We start from the raw sequence: 18,033 nt of genomic DNA on the forward strand, positions 1-18,033 counted from the left end.
CATCGCGACACGCCTACTTGAGATCGACGCTCACGAAGCTGCGCGCATGATTGCGCTGGATCAGCAACGCCGCCTTCTTGCCCGCCTTCGCAGCAAGCGACGCAAGTTCGTCCTGCGACGCGACCAGCGTGCCGTTCAGCGACAGCACCACATCGCCCGGCTTGATGCCCGCAGTGCCGCCCGTACCCGCCACGTCGTCGACCATCAGGCCTTGCGGCAGTCCGGTGCTGCGGCGTTCGTCGTCCGTCAGCGGATGCATGCTGAGGCCGAGATGATCGAGCGCGCCGTCATCCGTCGCGCCTGCCGTCGCGCCTGCCGTCGCCGGTTGCGCGGATGCTGTGACGCTGAGCATCACCGTCATCTGCTTGCGATTGCGAATCACCTTCACGGGAAGCTTCGAGCCCGACTGCAGCGCCGCATCCTGATCCGCGAAATCGGCGAGATCGGTTCCGTGTTCGACCGGTTTGTCGGCGACCTGCACGATCACGTCGCCCGGTTTCAGCTTGCCCGCCGCGGCGGGACTGCCGGGTTCGACGGAAATCACCAGCGCGCCCGCCGCGCGCGGTAGACCGAATGCGCCCGCGAGGCCGGGATCGACGTCCTGCACCTGCATGCCGAACGTACCGTGCGCGTCCTTGCCGTCCTTGTCTTGCGCCTGCAACTGCGCGCGCACCTTGTTGGCCATGTTGATCGGAATCGCGAACGTCAGGCTCTGGAAGCGATCGCCGTCGGCGTAGACCTGCACGTGGATGCCGACCACTTCGCCCGCGCGATTGAACACCGGGCCGCCCGAGTTGTCCGGATTCAAGGCGCCGTTGGTCTGGAAGAACGGAAACGTCGTGCCATCGGAGAGCGTGCGCGACGTCGCGCTGACGATGCCCGCCGTCACCGTGTTCTGGTAGCTGTCAGGCGAACCGATAGTCAGCACCTGCTCGCCGACGCGCACGCGCGTCGAGTCGCCGAGCTTCACGACGGGCAGCTTCGTCGCGTCGATCTGGATCACGGCGACGTCGCTTTGCGCATCGACGGCGACGACTTTCGCCTTGAACTCGCGGCGGTCGGTCAGGCGCACGGTCACATCGTCCGATCCATCGACGACATGCGCCGTCGTCAGAATCAGCCCGTTCGCGCTGACGATGAAACCCGAGCCCACACCCGATATCGCGCGCGGCGCGCTGGGCTGGCCGTCTTGCGCTTGCGGCATGGCCTGCCGGAAGAAGGCGAACAGCGGATCGTCACCGTCGATGGTTTCGGAACTCGTGCCCGAAACGGAGGACGCGGGTGTTGCAGGCGTTGCAGGCGTCGCAGGCGTTGCCGGTGCGGCGAGCGGCTTCTCCGGCAAGATCGCGCGGATGTTCACCACGGCCGGTCCGTAACGCTCGACGATGGCCGGGAAGTCCATCGGCGCACTCGCGTTCGCGGGCGCCGCGCGCTTCTCTTTCGCTGGCGAGGATGCCGGCGCGGGCGCGGATGCTGCGGCAGCATTCGGCGCGATCGCGTTGGCGTAAGCGATGGGATAACCGGCAAGACATGCCGTTGTCACGGCAGTGCAAAACCAGATGCGGGACGAGGTCGAGTGAAACACAGCGCACCTCCATGGCGTTCGTGATGCCTGGCACTGTGAGGAAATTATTTCGCGTGCCGCCACCGCCGACTGTGACGTAGCACACCGAAGAATCAGAAAAGAGAGGGAACCCGGACAGCGCGTTCGAAACGCGCAGCCGTGCGGGCCCGCCGCGTGCGCGGACGGATGCGATCGATCCTTTATGTTTGTCGGATTGGATCGAAGCCGGCGTGTATTTCGGTAGCATGTTTGCTCGCACGCAGGCCGCGCGACGGCATGGCCGACGCGATCGACGCAGCGCTCTCCCTTGCTTCATTTATAGAGAGGCTGCAGAGAAATTGCAGCGAGTACAAATCCTGGCATGGCCGTTTCTTTTGTGACAGTTTTGCGTCCAGGCAGTACGCGTTTGCATCTGGCGTTCCGCGTTGTGGCGATGCAATATGCGCTGCGCCGCTGTTCCGGCTGCTTCACAATAGAAACTGCCGAACGCGGCACAATAGATCGATGCGCCGCGCCTGCTGCGCCAACCGTCATTGCGAGGTCGAGCATGGAGACGAAACTCACCGCCCACCTGCCCACCGTCGACGTGGAAATCACACGCCGCAAACTGCCTGAACGGGACGCGGAAACCGTCACGATTCATATCACGGCCGTACCCTCTCTCGAAGCCGCCGCACGATGGTTCGTGCAACCGGATCTGTTTTCGCTGGCGTCGCCGCTGTCGATGTTCTCGATGTGGTCGATGTGGATGCGCGCATGGCAGCCGTGGCTTCCGTCCGTCATCGCGTCCGTTCCCGCTTCTCAGGAACAGGACAAGCGGCTGACGGAAGACAGCGATCGGGCGTCACGCGACTGACGCCGCAATCGCGGATTCCGACGAGGAGGATCGAACATGCGTGCGATGGTTTTCGACGGAACGAACCCTGTGCTCGCCGAGCGCGAGCTGACGCTACGAGCGCTCGCGCCGGGCGAAGTGCTGATCGACGTGCTGGCGTGCGGTGTATGCCGGACCGATCTGCATGTCGTGGATGGCGAACTCAGCGAACCAAAGCGTCCGGTGATACCGGGCCACGAGATCGTCGGGCGCGTTGCGGCGCGTGCAGCGGACGTGACGTCGTTCGATACCGGCGATCGCGTCGGCGTGCCGTGGCTCGGTAAAACGTGCGGTGTGTGTCCGTACTGCGCGAGCGGTCGCGAGAATCTGTGCGATGCGCCCGGCTTTACGGGCTACACGATCGACGGCGGCTACGCGGAACAGGTGATCGCCGATCATCGCTATTGCCTGCATCTGCCCGAACGTTACGACGACGCGCAGGCCGCGCCGCTGCTGTGCGCGGGTCTGATCGGCTATCGCACGCTTAGCATGGCGGGCGACGCGAAGCGCGTGGGCATCTACGGCTTCGGCGCGGCGGCGCATATCGTCGCGCAGGTCGCGCGTCATCAGGGCCGCTCGGTGTACGCGTTCACGCGTCCCGGCGACGATACCGCGCAACAACTCGCGCGCAGGCTCGGCGCAGCGTGGGCAGGCGGCAGCGACGAAGCGCCGCCCGAACCGCTCGATGCCGCGCTGATCTTCGCGCCCGTCGGCGCACTCGTGCCCGCCGCGTTGCAGGCCGTCGTCAAGGGCGGTATCGTCGTCTGCGGCGGCATCCACATGAGCGACATTCCCGCGTTTCCGTACGCGTTTCTGTGGGGCGAGCGACGCGTGGTGTCGGTCGCGAATCTCACGCGTGCCGATGGCGTAGCGTTCATGAAGATCGCCGGAGATGTGAAGCTCGATATCGAAGCGACACGCTATCCGCTTGTGGATGCGAATCGCGCGCTCGATGATTTGCGCGGCGGTAAGGTGTCGGGGGCGGCTGTGTTGATCGTGCGTTAATGCAGCTTCAGAAAATCGAGCGCCCCGTGTGCGTGGTGAGCCACTCCAGCGCCATCACACCCGCCAGCGAATTGCCGTTGCTGTCCAGACCCGGCGACCACACGCACACGGCCATTTCGCCCGGCAACAACGCGACGATCCCACCGCCTACGCCGCTCTTCGCAGGCAAGCCGACGCGATAGACGAAGTCGCCCGCTGCATCGTAGGTGCCGCATGTCAGCATCAGCGCCGATAAACGCTTGGCCGAACTTGCATCGAGAATGCGTTCACCCGTCGACGGCACGACGCCGCCGTTGCTCAGATAGAGCGCTGCTTTCGCAAGCTCGACGCAACTCATCGAAATTGCGCACTGACGGCAATACGCATCGACGACAACTTCGGGCGGCATCTCCATGTTGCCGAAGCTCGCCATGAAATGCGCCATCGCGCGATTGCGATGCGCGTGCTGCAACTCGGATTGCGCGACGCGCATGTCATAGTCGATCGACGCTTCGCCCGTCACGCGTCGCATGAACTCGACGAGCGCCGTCTCCGCCTTCACGAAGCGGCGGCTCAACACATCGGTGACGACGAGCGCGCCAGCATTGATGAACGGATTGCGCGGCTTGCCTCGCTCCGATTCGAGCTGCACCAGCGAATTGAACGCCGTGCCCGACGGCTCGCGTCCAACGCGCTGCCACAGGTCATCGCCGAGCAGCCTGAACGCCATCGTGCAGGCGAACAGCTTGGAGATGCTCTGAATCGAAAAACGCGTATCGGCCTGTCCCACGCGATAGACCTCGCCCGACGTCGTGACGACCGCCATGCCGAAGCTGTTCGCGGGCACGTTCGCGAGTTCAGGGATGTAATCGGCGACACGCCCCTTGTCGAGCCAGGGTTGCAAGTCGGCGTGAATCTGTTCGAGGATGCGGGAATAGTCCATCGAGGCTGTCGGTGAGTGAATCCATACGATGTCGTACGCATCGACGGCTCGACAAACGCAAAGCGGATCACGACACGCGTGATCCGCTTTCACGATCTTGTGTACAGAGCGGCGATGCGAAGCGCGCCCTATTCTGCACTGAAAATATTTCAGCCGTGCGCCTTAGCGCGCCGACATCCACTCCTCGCCCTGCACACCGCTCGTCGCGTATTCGGACGCTTCGCTGGCGCGTGCCGCATCGCGCTCGTCGAGATAGGCCGAGCGATAGCCCGTATGCACGCCCCAGTAATAGAAGATCAGCGAACACACGATCACAACGAGCATGTCCCAGCCGTACGGCAGCACGCCCATCCCGCCAAACTCCTTGCTGCCGATCAGCGACAGGATCGCCATCACGGGCAGGTAAGCCACCAGCCACCACGCGGCCTTCAGATCCTGATTGAAGCCCGAGAAGCCCGACTTCGCCTGGAAGTAAAAGTACACCGGCAGCGCGACGATCATCAGCAGGATGATCTCGCCCGTCAGCGGCCACTTCGCCCAGTAGAGAATCAAGGACGCGCACACGAATGCGAACGGTGCGATCAGACTCATGCCGGGGATGTGTAGCGGCCGTTCGAGATCCTTCGCTGCGCGACGCAGCGCCATCAGACTGATCGGACCCGTCAGATACGAGATCACCGTCGCCACCGAAATCACCGCCGCCAGCGAACTCCAGCCACGGAAGAAGAACAGGAAGATAAACGACACCAGCAGGTTGAACCACATCGCCGGACGCGGCACGCCGTACAGCGGATGCACGCTGCCGAAGATCTTCGGCATCGTGTTGTTGCGCTCCATTGCGTAGATCATGCGCGTGGTCGTCGCCATGTAGGTCGTCCCCGTGCCGCTCGGGCTTACGAATGCATCGACATACAGCAGTATCGCGAGCCAGTTCAGGTTCAGTGCAATCGCCAGTTCCGCGAACGGCGATTTGAAGTTGAACTGGTTCCAGCCCTTCATCACGTCGGCCGGGTTCACCGCGCCGATATACGCGATCTGTAGCAGCACGTAGATCACCAGCGCCAGCAGGATCGAGCCGATCACCGCGAACGGCACGCTCTTCGCGGGATTGCGCGCTTCGCCCGCGAGGTTGATCGGGCTCTGGAAGCCGTTGAACGCGAACACGATGCCGCTCGTCGCCACAGCCGTCAGCACAGCCGACCAGCCGTACGGCGCGAACGTGCTGGTTTCGCCGAGGTTTTCCTTGTGGAAGCCGCTCATCATCAGACCAAGAATCGTCAGGCCGGGAATGATGAACTTGAAGATCGTGATCGCCGAATTGGCGCGCGCGAATACTTTGACGCCCCAGTAATTCAGCATGAAATAGATAACCACGAGCACGGCGGAGAGCAGCAATCCGGGTGTCGTCAGTTCGCTGTTGATGAACAGGTTATGCGCCCATTCATAAGGCCATGTGCTCATGTACTGAATCGATGCTTCGGCTTCGATTGGAATCACCGACACGATCGCGATCCAGTTCGCCCACGCGCTGATAAAGCCGACGAGCGCGCCATGCGAGTAGCGCGCGTAGCGCACCATGCCGCCGGATTCGGGGAACATCGCGCCGAGTTCCGCATAGGTCAGCGCGATTGCGAGAATCACCACCGCGCCGATCACCCATGCGCACAGCGCCGCAGGGCCCGCGATCTTGGCCGCCTTCCAGGCGCCGAACAGCCAGCCCGACCCGATGATCGAGCCGAGTCCCGTCAGCATCAGCGCAAACGGGCCGATGTGCCGTTGAATGGAACTATTCAATTGTCTTCCTCATATCTCAGGTGCACGGAAGCGCTTTGCCACCTGGCGTTGGCGTCGGCGAATTCCGGCTTTCCTTGTTATTCGATAGCGAAGCGCGACGGCTGTCGTACGCTGCGCCGCGAGAGGTATCGTCGACGGTTCTGGTGCCATCGAGCGAGTGCGGGATAGTCGCGAAACGGCCTGGCTGCGTCCAATGCCAATTGCGCATGAGGGTCATGCACAAAAAACATAACGACTGAAGAACGCTGATGTGACGGGGCTTAAGTGCCTATATGAAATGACGCCTGTCGGCACTCAGGCATAACTGAAGAATGCGCACTGCATGACGCAGGCTGACGATACGCATGCAGGCACTATCAAAGGGCTTTCGGTGCGACTCAGCCGCCCAACGCGATGATCGCCATGGTCAGCACGACGCCAACCGTCATCATCGACAGCCCTGCCCGCATGCCGCCCGCGCCCGAGAAGCGGCCAAGCGCGAAACCTGCGCCGAACAGCATCACGAGCGTCAGCGCGCGCGAAACGATGAGCGCCGTCGCGACTTCGTCGAACACGACGAACGGCAACGCGACAGGAAACGTCGAGATCACGACGATGAGAAAAATGGCCAACGCGCCGATGAAGTCGTCGCGCACGAAATGCACGCGAGCCGGCAATAACGGAGTCGCCGCGAGCCGCGCGCGGATCATTTCGAGTTCGGAATCGGCGATGAGTGTTTTCAGTGCTTTAGGCAAGGCATCGCGTAATGCGGCAACCGCGACGGCTGCGTTCCGCTCTTGCTGTATGGTCAACGCGAGCGTCAAGCGTCGGGCACGATTCGTCAACGTGCGCACGAGATACATCACGGCATCCGCGAGTCCCCACGCGAGATTGCAGCCCAAGGCTGAGGCCAGCATCTTGCGCCCCGCGTCTTCGCCCGCCGTGACCGCCGACACGGCGCCGACGAACGTCAACGCCATGAACAGACCGAAGCACAGCTCGGAGACGCGATCGACGGTATCCAGCACCGGCTCACGCGTCTCCTGCTCGTCCCCTGTCGCTTGCGTCGTCGCGTCCATTGGGCCTCCTTCGGTATCGCTGGCCTCCCCTTATCTTTTGAATGTTAGCCGGGTCGACAGGTCTGCGATATTGGACCAAAGGCGCATGCTCCTGCGTTCGCGCGGCACGTCATGCGGCGCTGCATCACGCGCGCCGCGATGGGTGAAAGCGCCCGTCGACGTGCGAGAGCAGCTTGCGCGACAGACGCGTCGCGCGTCCCTGAATCAGGCGGTCGGACAGACGCGAAAAACCATACGACGCGAGCAACGCGGTCAGCACAGTGACGACATAAAGTGCGAGCGACGCGTCGCGATCCGTTCGCCGGAACGTCCCTTCGAAGAAATGGAACGTCGCGTACACGCAGATGAAGTGCCACAGATAGATGCCATAACTCTCGCGCCCCAAGGCAGACGCGCAGTGTCGAACGAAGAGCGTCATACGCGACTGCATCAAGCGGCGCATGGCATCGCTTTGCGAACAGACGAACAGCAGGAACGCAACGGCCGCGCATGCCGCAAATACAGGCGCAAACGCATGCGACTTCGCAAGCCACACGCCGAGCGCAGCCGTTGCGATCGCGAACGTGACGGCCAGCGCGAAATACAGCCACGCGCCTCGCTTCGTGACGTTCGACGTGCCCAGCAGATGCGAACGGAATCCATACCACGCCCACATGCCGACGATGAAGCACGGTCCCTGCACGGGCGGCCAGAAATAGCTGAACGAGTTGTTGCTGACCTGACAGTCGAGCGTGCCGTTGCAATCGCCGATCGACAGCGTGGCGACGGATAGCGCCAGCAGCAACAGCGTCGCGAGCATGAGCCGCACGCGATTCATCGCGGCAAAGAACAGCAGCGGCGCGATCAGATAGAACAGCATCTCCACGCCGATCGACCATCCGCCCGGCACGACGTTGTTGATCGCCGTCGGCGACAGCGCATGCAGGAACAGCACGTTGAGCAGGATATCGACGGGACCATGCGCGCCGAGCACCCACGCGCGTTCGTAGCCGGAATGCATGGCGCCGAAACTGATCGCGCCATAGACGGCGATCGCGGAGTAATACAGTGGAGCGATGCGAAAGAAGCGTTTGATATAGAAACGCAATGTGACGTGCCGCGCATCGGTACAACGCTCGTGATCGATTTCGAGCGTCATGAAGATCGTGATCGCGCTGATCACGAAGAACAGCTGCACGCCGTATTGACCCATGCGGGCCATCAGCGTGACAGCATGCGGCAGATTGGGAAACTGAAACGACAGGTGTACTGCGACTACCCCGACGATCGCGAGCGCCCGACCTGCGTCGAGCGCGGCAACGCGTCCTTTATCCATCGACTGTCCTCCTCGCGTGGTGACTGCGCCTTTTCAGGCCGCGAGGTGCGTGGACAAATGGGGTTTTGCGGAAGTTCCTGCTTTTTTTGCCTGTGTCGCGTTATGCAGGAAATCAGCCGCTTTATGCCGCTGCCGGCTGCTCCGCGAGATGCAGCGCTTCGCGGCTCGCCTTGTGTTCGTCGATCAGTCGATAGACCGTTTCGCCCGGCACTGTCTCCGATTCGAGCAACTGGTCCGCGATGGCGCGCAGCACAGGCGCGTTGTCGTGCAGCAGCGTGTAGCACGCGTCGTTCAGATCCTTGAGCAGGATGTTCGCGTGTTCGATTGCACCCTTCATCTGCAGACCCGCATACTGCGGCGGCAGCGCCGCGAGACTGAAGAGATCGCCGTCCGCGTTGAAGCCGAACTTCGACACCATGTCGAGACTGATGCGCGAGGCTTCCTGCAGGTCCTGCGCAGCGCCACTCGATGCTTCCGAGAACATCAGCAGTTCTGCATTGCGTCCGCCGAGCAGCACCTGAATCTCATTGCGCATTTCGGTTTCGCGGTACAGGTGCTTGTCCTGCGTCTTCGTGATCAGCGCGACACCCAATGCGCCGCCGCGCGGCAGGATCGTCACTTCTTCGAGGATGCCCGTGCCGAGCAAAGCGGCCACGAGTCCGTGCCCCGCTTCGTGAACGGCGATGCGCGTGCGCTCGTCTTCCGTGAGCGCGCGTTCCGCGCCGTTCACGTCGCCGATGCGCGCGATCTTGATCGCTTCGACGAAATGCCTTGCCGCGACGATCCTGTCGCCAGCCTTGCGCGCGACGAGCCCCGCCTGATTGACGACCATCGACAGCGTCGCCGGCGACAAGCCCGTGGTCAATCGCGCGAGCTGATTGAAGTCGATGTCGTCGGCTTTCGAAGTCAGCTTCTCCGCATAGAAGCGGATGATGTCGGCGCGATCTTCGAGATCCGGCAAACGCACCTGCACCGTGCGATCGAAACGGCCCGGTCGGCGCAATGCTTCGTCGAGATTATCCGGGTGATTGGTCGCCGCGACGATGATCACGCCCTCGTTCGATGCAAAGCCGTCCATTTCCGCGAGCAGCTGGTTGATGACGCGGTTGCTCTCGGCTTCGACGGGACCGCCGCCCGTATCCGTGCGCTTCGCGAGGCCATCGGCTTCGTCGATGAAGATCACGGTCGGCGCATTCTTGCGCGCGAGTTCGAACAGATGCTTGACCTTCTGGATGCCGACGCCGTAGTACTTCGCGCTGAAATAGCTGCCCGTGATCGAAATGAAGTTCGCGCCGCATTCGCCCGCGAGCGCCTGTGCGAGACGCGTCTTGCCGACGCCGGGGCCGCCCGTCATCAGGATGCCGCACGGTGCGCGCACGCCCATGCCCGTGAACTGCTTCGGATTGGTCAGATAGGCCTGGATGTCGGACAGTGCGGCCTTCGCTTCGCCTGCACCGATTACGTCTTCGAACGAAAGCGCCGGCGTCTTTTCGAGCAGACGCGCACCGCCCGTCATTTCGCGGCGCATGAACCACACGAGCCCGCCGATCAGCAGCAGCGGCAGCAACACGCTGATCGCATCGCGTGTCTTGTCGAATGCATCCATCCAGCGCGCGGAGCCCGTATGAATATCGGCATCCGGCAGGAAGACCAGTTGATAAGGAGAACGCGCGTCCGCTTTCATCTCGCCCAGCAGCAGCGCATTCGAGAAAGCGGAGTTGTGATCGGTGACGTAGTACTTTGCGCCGTCGTCCGTCGAGACGAGAATCGCATTCGGACTCACGCCGATAGCCGTCACGTTGTGCTCGCGAATATCGCGCAGCATCTCCGATGCATCGCGCTCCTGATGCGTCCACGCCGACGTGTCCTTGCGCATGTCGCTCGCGACGCCTGTCAAAACCGGCGGCGCTTGCACGTTACGCTGATCGTGGCGCATATGCAGGAAAGTCACGAGCGCCACGAACGCCGTTGCGGTCACGCCAAGCGTCACATAGCGGCCATAACGGGACCAGAACGTATTCTTTGCCGGTTTCATCAGTTGATTCCTAAAACGGGCCGCATGACGGCCTTCGCGTATTCGCGCGAAAAATAAAAACAGCGTGCATCGCGCGCGATGCGCGTAACGAGACTGAATGGATGGGTGGCCGGACTACTCGAGGCGTAGCCGCGAGAGAGGAAGGGACCAGCTCTTTAGTGCAATGACGTCGGTAAAAAAGACACGCGCATGCGTCCCTCTTTCAACCGTCGAGTACCTAACGCATTATGCCCAGGCTTATCCCATTTCCAAAACAGTAGAAAAGGGCTTATTTCAGGCGCGATTCGCGCAATCGACGGGATCTGCCTTAATAGAAGAGGCTTTGCGGTCGAAGTACCGCATTCGTGTCCTGATGGGAAAACACTTTTTATCTTCGCGTAGGCGCGAAGGTTTTCTTGCGCGGACGTTGCATCCGCGCCAAGGCCAGTCAGGCAAACGGCGAGGCGGACTCCTCTTCCGCCTCGCCTATGCGCCGCATCAGCGCCGCACGACACCCATTAGCAACGTCACGATAAAGATGACGAGGAACAGGAAGAACAGGATCTTGGCGATACCCGCCGCGCCTGCTGCAATCCCGCCGAAGCCAAATACAGCAGCTATGATCGCGATGACAAAGAAAACCAAAGCGTAATAAAGCATGATCTGACCTCCGTTGCTTGAGTGAGGGTCCCGCCAGGCTAGCGCGGCGACGTTCAACAAGGAGAGCAAACACCGTACCTATCGATACGCAACGAAGGTCCGCACGTCTGACGATTTCCGCTTATGCGTGCACCACCTGCATCATGCAATCGCCGCGACAGCCGCGCGCAAACCGAGCAGATAGCTGTTCACGCCGAATCCGCAAATCTGTCCCTTCACAATCTCCGCGAAAACCGAAACGTGGCGAAACGGCTCGCGCGCGTGAATGTTCGACATATGGATCTCGACGACAGGCACGGTCAGAATGGCCAGCGCATCGCGAATGCCGTAGCTGTAGTGCGTCCATGCGCCCGCGTTGATCAGCACCGCATCCATCCCCTCGGTGAATGCCTGATGGATCCGCATACACATGTCGCCTTCATGATTGGTCTGATAGCTCTCGACTTCGACATTCAGTTCGCGCCCGAGCGCCTGCAATTCGCTGTCGATTTCTTCGAGCGTCACCGTGCCGTATTGCACGGGGTCGCGCTTGCCGAACATGTTGTGATTGATCCCGTGCAGCATCAGTACTTTTTTCATGTTTCCTCCTCGTAGTGTCGAATTCAGATCGTTGCGCCCAGACGCGTCTCGACGATCGCGCCCGTGCGCGCCGCTTCCGCGATCGCTTCCGTCACGCGCAGGTTCTGCAGCCCGTCGCGCACGCTGACGAGCGGCGTGGCGTCGCCCGCTATCACATCGCAGAAGTGTTCCAGTTGGCGTTCGAGCGGATCCGCGCGTTCGAGTTGCGCCACCGATGTCTCGAACGGCTTCCACCACGAACGGTCCTCTTTGCGCGCATAGGTCTTGAGCCGCATCGTCGGCACCGACAGCGAACCCAAATCGCCCGCGATCACATAGCAGTCTTCGTCATCATAAGACGCATAGCTCTTGTTCTCCTGCGAAGTCTGCTCCCAGCTGCGCGGCGAGGCCGCCGTGTCCGACAGCAGGAACGTGCCGAGCGCGCCGTTCTCGAAGCGCAGATTGATCGCGACGGTATCCTCGACGGCAAACTGGCGCGCCGCATTCGACGCGAACGCCTGCACCGCGACGATCTCGCCGCACAGCGACCGCAGATTGCCGATCTCGTGAATCAGGTTGAGCAGGATCGGACCGCCGCCCGCTTCCCGCCGCCACGGCGCGGCGTCGAAGTAGTCGTCGGGCTTGTAGAACATCGCGCTGCCCATCACGCCGACGATCTTGCCGATTGTCCCTTGCCGGATGATCTCGCGCGCCGTCGCGAGAATCGGGCTGTGCGCGCGATGATGGCCGACCAGCAGCGGCACGCCCGCCTGATCGGCGGCAGCGCGCAGGCGCTCGCCCGCTTCGAGCGTATGGGCGACGGGCTTTTCGATCAGCGCAGGAAGACGCGCATCGATACATTCAAGAGCCTGTTCGACGTGCAACTGGTTCGGCGTGGCGAGCACGATGCCGTCGGGACGTCCCTTCTCGATCAGCTCGCCTAGCGTGCGAAACAGCGGCACGTCCGCACTGTCCGCCACTTCTTTCGCAGCGGGACCGGGATCGACGATCGCGCTCAGTCGACAGCGCGGATTCTGCCGGATCAGTTCGATATGACGCCGGCCGATAAGCCCGGCGCCCGCAACGGCAAGCTGAATTTGTCTCATGATTTCGTGTGTATGCCGCCAGGGATTGGACGGCTTGGTGAATTCGGAATAGATTACTCGTGCCGATCACCAACATAATCAAGCCAGATGGAAAATCATAATGCGCTTTTAGCCATGAATGACGGCTTCCTGCGCGACCTGCAGCTGTTCTGCACCGTGGCGCGGCGCGCGAGCTTCGTCACCGCATCGGCGGAAATGGGCATCTCGCCCTCGCATGTCAGCAAGCGCATCGCGCTGCTCGAGAAGAGCCTCGGCGTGAAGCTCTTCATGCGCACGACGCGCCGCGTCAGCGTGACGAGCGACGGCGAAGCGGCCTTCCAGTGGGCGCAGAAAATCCTCGACGACGTGCAGGGCATGTCCGACGCGTTCGCCGGCTTGAAGAGCGATCCGCGCGGCATCCTGCGCATCAGCACGAGTCTGCGTCTGGGCCGCGACCATGTATCGCCGATTCTGTCGCTGCTGCGAAAGCGCTACACGGCGCTCGAAATCTGGCTCGAACTGCTCGACCGTCGCGTCGATCTCGTCGGCGAGAGCTTCGATATCGACATACGCGTCGGCAACATTCAGGAGCCGCATCTGATCGCGCACAAGATCGTCGACAGCGTGCGCATCCTGTGCGCGTCGCCCGCGTATCTGAAACGCAAGGGCACGCCGCGCACGCTCGCCGATCTCGCGCAGCACGATTGCCTGCTGTTCCGCGATCGCGACCAGCGCTTCGGCGCGTGGCGGCTGACAGGACCGGACGGCGAGAAGTCGGTCAAGGTGACGGGTCCCATTGCGTCGAATCACAGCGACATCGTTCAACAATGGGCGCTCGCAGGCGATGGCGTGATCATGGCGTCGGTGTGGGACGTCGCATCGAGCCTCGAGTCGGGCAAGCTCGTGCGCGTGCTGCCGCAGCACTACCAGCCCGCCGATGTCTGGGTTATGACGGCAGCGCGCGCGTCATCGTCCGCGAAGCTGCGCGTGTGCGTGGAATTCCTGAAGGAGCATTTGACGCGCGGACCGTATGCGCTGAGAACGCATGGCGTCGGCGGCTTGTGATGCTGTGAACGCGCTACGCCGTGCTTTCCGTCGAACCGCCGACGCGCGCTTCGAGAAAACGCAGCAGCGCCCTGACCTTGCTCGAATGACGCCGGTTCGGCAGATACGCGGCATACACGACGGCCGCGCCGTTTTGCGGCGTCACCTCAAAGTCCGGGAACAGACGCATCAGGCGCCCCGCGCCGATCTCGTGATTGACGAGCCAGTCCGGCAATAGCGCGACACCTTGCCCGGCAAGCACGGCTTCTAAAAGCATTTCGAGGCTGTTCGAAATGAGCCGTCCGCGCACATCGACGCGTTCCTGTTCCGCGCCGCGCCCGAACGTCCACACCTGACGCGCGCGATAACTGCCGCCATACGCGATGCGCAGACATTCGTGCTCTGCAAGCGCCGCGGGCGTAGACGGGCTGCCCGCGCGTTGAAGATAGTCGTGACTCACGACCACATAGCGTGGATTGTCCGCGAGCTTCTTCACGACTAGATTCGGGTCGCGCGTCATCAAACCGATCCGCACGGCAACATCGATGCGATCGAGCGCGAGGTCCGCGAAATGATCGGCGACGACGACATCGAGCGCGACGCGCGGATATTCGGCGAGAAACGCGGCGAGATGCGGCCCGAGCTGCGTGCGGTTGTACGCGGACGGCACAGTGATGCGCAACGCGCCGACGGGCGCGGCGCCGCTGTCCAGAATACTTTCATCGGCTTCGGTGAGATCGTCGAGTACTTTCGAAATCTGCTCGACGTAGGCCGTGCCCGCATCCGTGAGACTGACCTTGCGCGGCGTGCGCGTGAGCAAGGCGGTGCCGAGCGACGCTTCGAGCGCATCCATCAGCCGCGTCACCGACGACGTCGCGACGCCCAGGCGCTGGGCGGCCTTTGCGAAACCGCCCGCATCGGCGACTTCGAGCAGTGTGTTCAACGCGAGCAGTTTGTCCATGGCGGCGATTATGCCCGCGATGTCGATTGCGCTCAGCGCAACGGACGTTTGCATCCGGCATGGATTCAAAGCGCGCGACGCAACGGCTAATCTTGGCTCATTCGTTTTCGAGGAGCAGCCGATGCAAGCCGTACCAATCGTTCTCGCCTATGACTTCATCTGCCCGTGGTGCTGGATCGGACACAGGAACCTCGTCGCGGGCATCGAGGCCGCCGCGCTCGATGCGCCTGTCGACGTGCGCTATCTGCCGTTCGAGCTGAATCCGTCGATGCCCGTCGAGGGCATGGACCGGCGCGCGTATCGCACGCAGAAGTTCGGCAGCTGGGCGCGTTCGCAAACGCTCGATGCGCAGGCGACGGCAGCCGGTCTCGCCGCCGGGTTGTCATTCGACTACGCGAAGGTTGCACGCACGCCGAATACACGCCGCGCGCACTGTTTGATGCAATTCGCTATGCTGCACGGCGATTCCGACAACGTCGCGCGGCTTTTCGATGCAATCTTCGCCGCGTATTTCTCGCAAGGGCGCGATATCGGATCGATCGATACGCTCGTCGAGATCGCAGGCGAGCAAGGTTTCGATGCACATCAGGCGCGTGAGTCTCTGCTGTCGGATGCGGACAAGCGCGAAGTCGTCGATGCCCGTTGGAGCATCAGTAGCGTGCCGACGGTGTGGATCGACAGCGCTGTCATCAGCGGCGCGCAACCGCCCGCCGTGTTCGCGCAAGCGCTGCACGCAGCCGCTACACAACACAGCGCGGCATAAGCGCACCAACATTGCGCATCGCAAGCATTCACGTCATACCCGCTCACGCATTGAAGAAAAAGGAGTCAGCATGTCCAGCAGTCCATCGACGCTCGCACGCAGCGACACCGCCGCCGGGCTCACGCGCGGCCTCATCGCACTGTTCGCGTTCAGCTGCGGCGCAATCGTCGCGAATCTCTACTACGCGCAACCGATCACCGAACTGATCGCGCCGTCCATCCACATGTCGAACGGCATGGCGAGCCTGATCGTGTCGCTCACGCAGATCGGCTACGCACTCGGGCTGTTCTTTCTCGTGCCGCTCGGCGATCTGCTCGAAAACCGCAAGCTCATGATTACGACAGCGCTGGTCTCGATCGCGAGTCTCGCGGCCGCATCGTTCACGCATGCGCCGGGCGCGTTCCTCGCCGTTTCGCTGCTGATCGGCTTCAGCTCCGTCGCGGTGCAGATTTTGATTCCGCTCGCCGCGCATCTCGCACCGGATGAAACGCGCGGTCGCGTGGTCGGCACGATCATGGGCGGGCTGTTGCTCGGCATTCTGCTGTCGCGGCCGATTTCGAGCATCGTCGCAGGTCACTTCGGTTGGCGCGTCGTGTTCGGCTCGGCCGCCGTGCTGATGGCGATCGTCACGGCCGTGCTCGCGCTGACGATTCCGTCACGTCAGCCTTCGCATCAGGCGACGTATCTGCAACTGATCGCATCGCTCGGACATCTGGTGCGCACGATGCCTGTGCTGCGTCATCGCGCGCTATATCAGGCGCTGATGTTCGCGTCGTTCAGCCTGTTCTGGACGGCAGTGCCCGTCGAACTGACGCGTCACTACGGGTTGTCGCAAACGGCGATCGGCGTGTTCGCGCTGGTCGGTGCGATCGGCGCGACGTCGGCGCCCATCGCGGGCCGTCTCGCGGATGCGGGCCACACGGTGCGCGCGACGCTGATCGCGCTGGTGGTCGGCGCGCTCGCTTATACGCCTGCGTTGGTGCATCCGGCGTGGGGCATCGGCGGCCTGGTCGTAACGGGCGTCGTGCTCGACTTCGCGGTGCAGATGAACATGGTGCTCGGCCAGCGCGAAATCTATGCGCTGCATGCGGCAAGCCGCAATCGGTTGAATGCGCTGTATATGACGAGCATTTTCGTCGGCGGCGCGATCGGCTCGGCGCTTGCGAGTCCGTTGTACGAGCATGGCGGCTGGACGCTGGTGGCGAGCGTCGCGACGGCGTTTCCTGTGATCGCGCTCGTGCACTACCTCGCGATTGGCCGACCGCATGCGGCTAGCCGTGTGTGATGATTTAGATGGCCATGTTTAATCGGCCAAAAAATGAAAACGGCGCGAATCGCTTCGCGCCGTTTATCATTGCAACAAGCGCGTTATTCGTGCGCGCCGAGCGGCTTCAACTCACCGACGTTTTCCCCGTCCGCCTGCTCGTTCTGTGGACTCAATCCCGCCTTCATCCTCGCTCTGCGCGACCACATCGCGGTCAGGATCGGCACGAGAATCGCGGTGACGAGACACGCCGTCGCGACCATCGCTGTCGCGGCGGGGACGACCGGCTTGAAGCTCGGAATCATCTCGCCGATGATCGACGGATTCGCAACCGCAGCACCCGCCGTCGATGAAGCAGCAAGACCGGCCGCCCCGTTTCCGCCAGCGATAAAGCGGTCAGCGAGAATCAACGGAATGCCCGTAATGACGATCACGGCGAGGCCGAGCAGCACGCCCGGAATGCCGCTCTTGACGATCACATTCAGATCGATGCCGTTGCCGAGCGCGAAGCCGAAGAACGGAATCAGCGGCACCACGCAGCGCCCGAACAGTTCGCGCATTGCGCTATCCAGATTGCCGAGCGTAAAGCCGATCAGGAACGGCAGCACTGCGCCGACGAACAGCCGCGGCTCGAAGAACGCAACGCCCGTCGCGCCGAGAATGATCATGCTGACGAGCGGCCCCGATTCGATCGACATCAGCACGAACGCGCCCGCTTCTTCCTTGCTGCCGTATTGCTGCATCACGGCGGCATAGAGACCGCCGTTGGTCATGTCCATCGACGTCGTGATCGCGAGCACCGAGAGCCCGGCGAACAGCCCTGTCTTGATGCCGTCGATAGGCAGCAGCGACGACGCGACGATCGTAGCCAGCCACGCGACCAGCATCTTCGTGACGAGCAGCGTGCCCGACTTGCGCAACACGGTGCCCGTGGCGCGCAGATCGATGGTCGCGCCCATGCAGAAGAACCACACAGCGAGAATCGGCACGGTGCCCGTAATCAGGCCGTTCGTGAACGATCCGAAATACTTGCCCGCGCCAGGCGCGAACGAATGCACACAAGCGCCGAGCAACAGCGGAACCAGCATGAGACCGCCCGGTACGCGGTCGATTGCCTTCTTCAGTTTCATGTCTCCTCCATACGACGCCAGG

General features: G+C 62.3%; 16 protein-coding genes. 5 read left to right on the forward strand and 11 right to left on the reverse strand.

The features are described 5' to 3' along the window. Positions 1-13: 13 nt before the first annotated feature. The gene (locus QEN71_RS37205) at positions 14-1,585 is read right to left on the reverse strand and encodes a trypsin-like peptidase domain-containing protein (RefSeq protein WP_201649993.1); all 1,572 of its coding nucleotides are present in this window, start codon (positions 1,583-1,585) and stop codon (positions 14-16) included. A gap of 526 nt (positions 1,586-2,111) precedes the next feature. Here QEN71_RS37205 and QEN71_RS37210 point away from each other — a divergent pair. Together QEN71_RS37210 and QEN71_RS37215 are read left to right on the forward strand one after the other, a co-directional pair. Then, complete coding sequence (locus QEN71_RS37210; protein WP_201649992.1) at positions 2,112-2,420, forward strand: hypothetical protein; 309 nt, start codon at positions 2,112-2,114, stop codon at positions 2,418-2,420. 36 nt (positions 2,421-2,456) lie between these two features. Continuing rightward, complete coding sequence (locus tag QEN71_RS37215; protein WP_201649991.1) at positions 2,457-3,443, forward strand: zinc-dependent alcohol dehydrogenase family protein; 987 nt, start codon at positions 2,457-2,459, stop codon at positions 3,441-3,443. 7 nt (positions 3,444-3,450) lie between these two features. On the opposite strand, the gene QEN71_RS37220 is transcribed toward QEN71_RS37215, so the two are convergent. The 8 genes from QEN71_RS37220 to QEN71_RS37255 form a co-directional block, all read right to left on the reverse strand. Beyond that, entirely contained in the window at positions 3,451-4,365 is a 915-nt protein-coding gene (locus QEN71_RS37220; protein ID WP_201649990.1) for a glutaminase, read from the reverse strand. A gap of 162 nt (positions 4,366-4,527) precedes the next feature. Continuing rightward, positions 4,528-6,159, reverse strand: a complete 1,632-nt coding sequence (locus QEN71_RS37225) for an APC family permease (RefSeq protein ID WP_201649989.1) — start codon at positions 6,157-6,159, stop codon at positions 4,528-4,530. A gap of 377 nt (positions 6,160-6,536) precedes the next feature. Then, positions 6,537-7,217, reverse strand: a complete 681-nt coding sequence (locus QEN71_RS37230) for a VIT1/CCC1 transporter family protein (RefSeq protein ID WP_201649988.1) — start codon at positions 7,215-7,217, stop codon at positions 6,537-6,539. A gap of 124 nt (positions 7,218-7,341) precedes the next feature. After that, a complete protein-coding gene (locus tag QEN71_RS37235; RefSeq protein WP_201649987.1) occupies positions 7,342-8,532 on the reverse strand; it encodes an acyltransferase family protein in 1,191 nt (396 codons plus the stop codon). 121 nt (positions 8,533-8,653) lie between these two features. Further along, the gene (locus QEN71_RS37240) at positions 8,654-10,567 is read right to left on the reverse strand and encodes an AAA family ATPase (protein WP_201649986.1); all 1,914 of its coding nucleotides are present in this window, start codon (positions 10,565-10,567) and stop codon (positions 8,654-8,656) included. Between the two features lie 477 nt (positions 10,568-11,044). After that, positions 11,045-11,206, reverse strand: a complete 162-nt coding sequence (locus QEN71_RS37245) for a DUF1328 domain-containing protein (RefSeq protein WP_028366307.1) — start codon at positions 11,204-11,206, stop codon at positions 11,045-11,047. 141 nt (positions 11,207-11,347) lie between these two features. Beyond that, the gene (gene aroQ / locus QEN71_RS37250) at positions 11,348-11,785 is read right to left on the reverse strand and encodes a type II 3-dehydroquinate dehydratase (RefSeq protein WP_201649985.1); all 438 of its coding nucleotides are present in this window, start codon (positions 11,783-11,785) and stop codon (positions 11,348-11,350) included. Positions 11,786-11,808: 23 nt separating this feature from the next. Next, the gene (locus tag QEN71_RS37255) at positions 11,809-12,870 is read right to left on the reverse strand and encodes a Gfo/Idh/MocA family protein (RefSeq protein ID WP_201649984.1); all 1,062 of its coding nucleotides are present in this window, start codon (positions 12,868-12,870) and stop codon (positions 11,809-11,811) included. A gap of 87 nt (positions 12,871-12,957) precedes the next feature. Between QEN71_RS37255 and QEN71_RS37260 the strand changes: the two genes are divergently transcribed. Further along, on the forward strand, positions 12,958-13,914 hold the full coding sequence (locus tag QEN71_RS37260) for a LysR family transcriptional regulator (protein ID WP_201649983.1): 957 nt from the start codon (positions 12,958-12,960) through the stop codon (positions 13,912-13,914). A 13-nt stretch (positions 13,915-13,927) separates the two neighbouring features. Here the strand turns inward: QEN71_RS37260 and QEN71_RS37265 are convergent, their stop codons facing one another. Next, positions 13,928-14,854, reverse strand: a complete 927-nt coding sequence (locus QEN71_RS37265; RefSeq protein ID WP_201650009.1) for a LysR family transcriptional regulator — start codon at positions 14,852-14,854, stop codon at positions 13,928-13,930. A gap of 121 nt (positions 14,855-14,975) precedes the next feature. On the opposite strand from QEN71_RS37265, the gene QEN71_RS37270 reads away from it, so the two are divergent. After that, positions 14,976-15,617 (forward strand): DsbA family oxidoreductase, encoded by a 642-nt coding sequence (locus QEN71_RS37270; protein ID WP_201649982.1) that lies wholly within the window; start codon positions 14,976-14,978, stop codon positions 15,615-15,617. Between the two features lie 70 nt (positions 15,618-15,687). After that, positions 15,688-16,902 (forward strand): MFS transporter, encoded by a 1,215-nt coding sequence (locus QEN71_RS37275; protein ID WP_201649981.1) that lies wholly within the window; start codon positions 15,688-15,690, stop codon positions 16,900-16,902. 83 nt (positions 16,903-16,985) lie between these two features. On the opposite strand, the gene kdgT is transcribed toward QEN71_RS37275, so the two are convergent. Then, positions 16,986-18,011 (reverse strand): 2-keto-3-deoxygluconate transporter, encoded by a 1,026-nt coding sequence (gene kdgT / locus QEN71_RS37280; RefSeq protein ID WP_201649980.1) that lies wholly within the window; start codon positions 18,009-18,011, stop codon positions 16,986-16,988. Positions 18,012-18,033: the final 22 nt, after the last annotated feature.

Origin of the sequence: Paraburkholderia sabiae (assembly GCF_030412785.1) — a bacterium.
Taxonomy (GTDB): domain Bacteria; phylum Pseudomonadota; class Gammaproteobacteria; order Burkholderiales; family Burkholderiaceae; genus Paraburkholderia; species Paraburkholderia sabiae.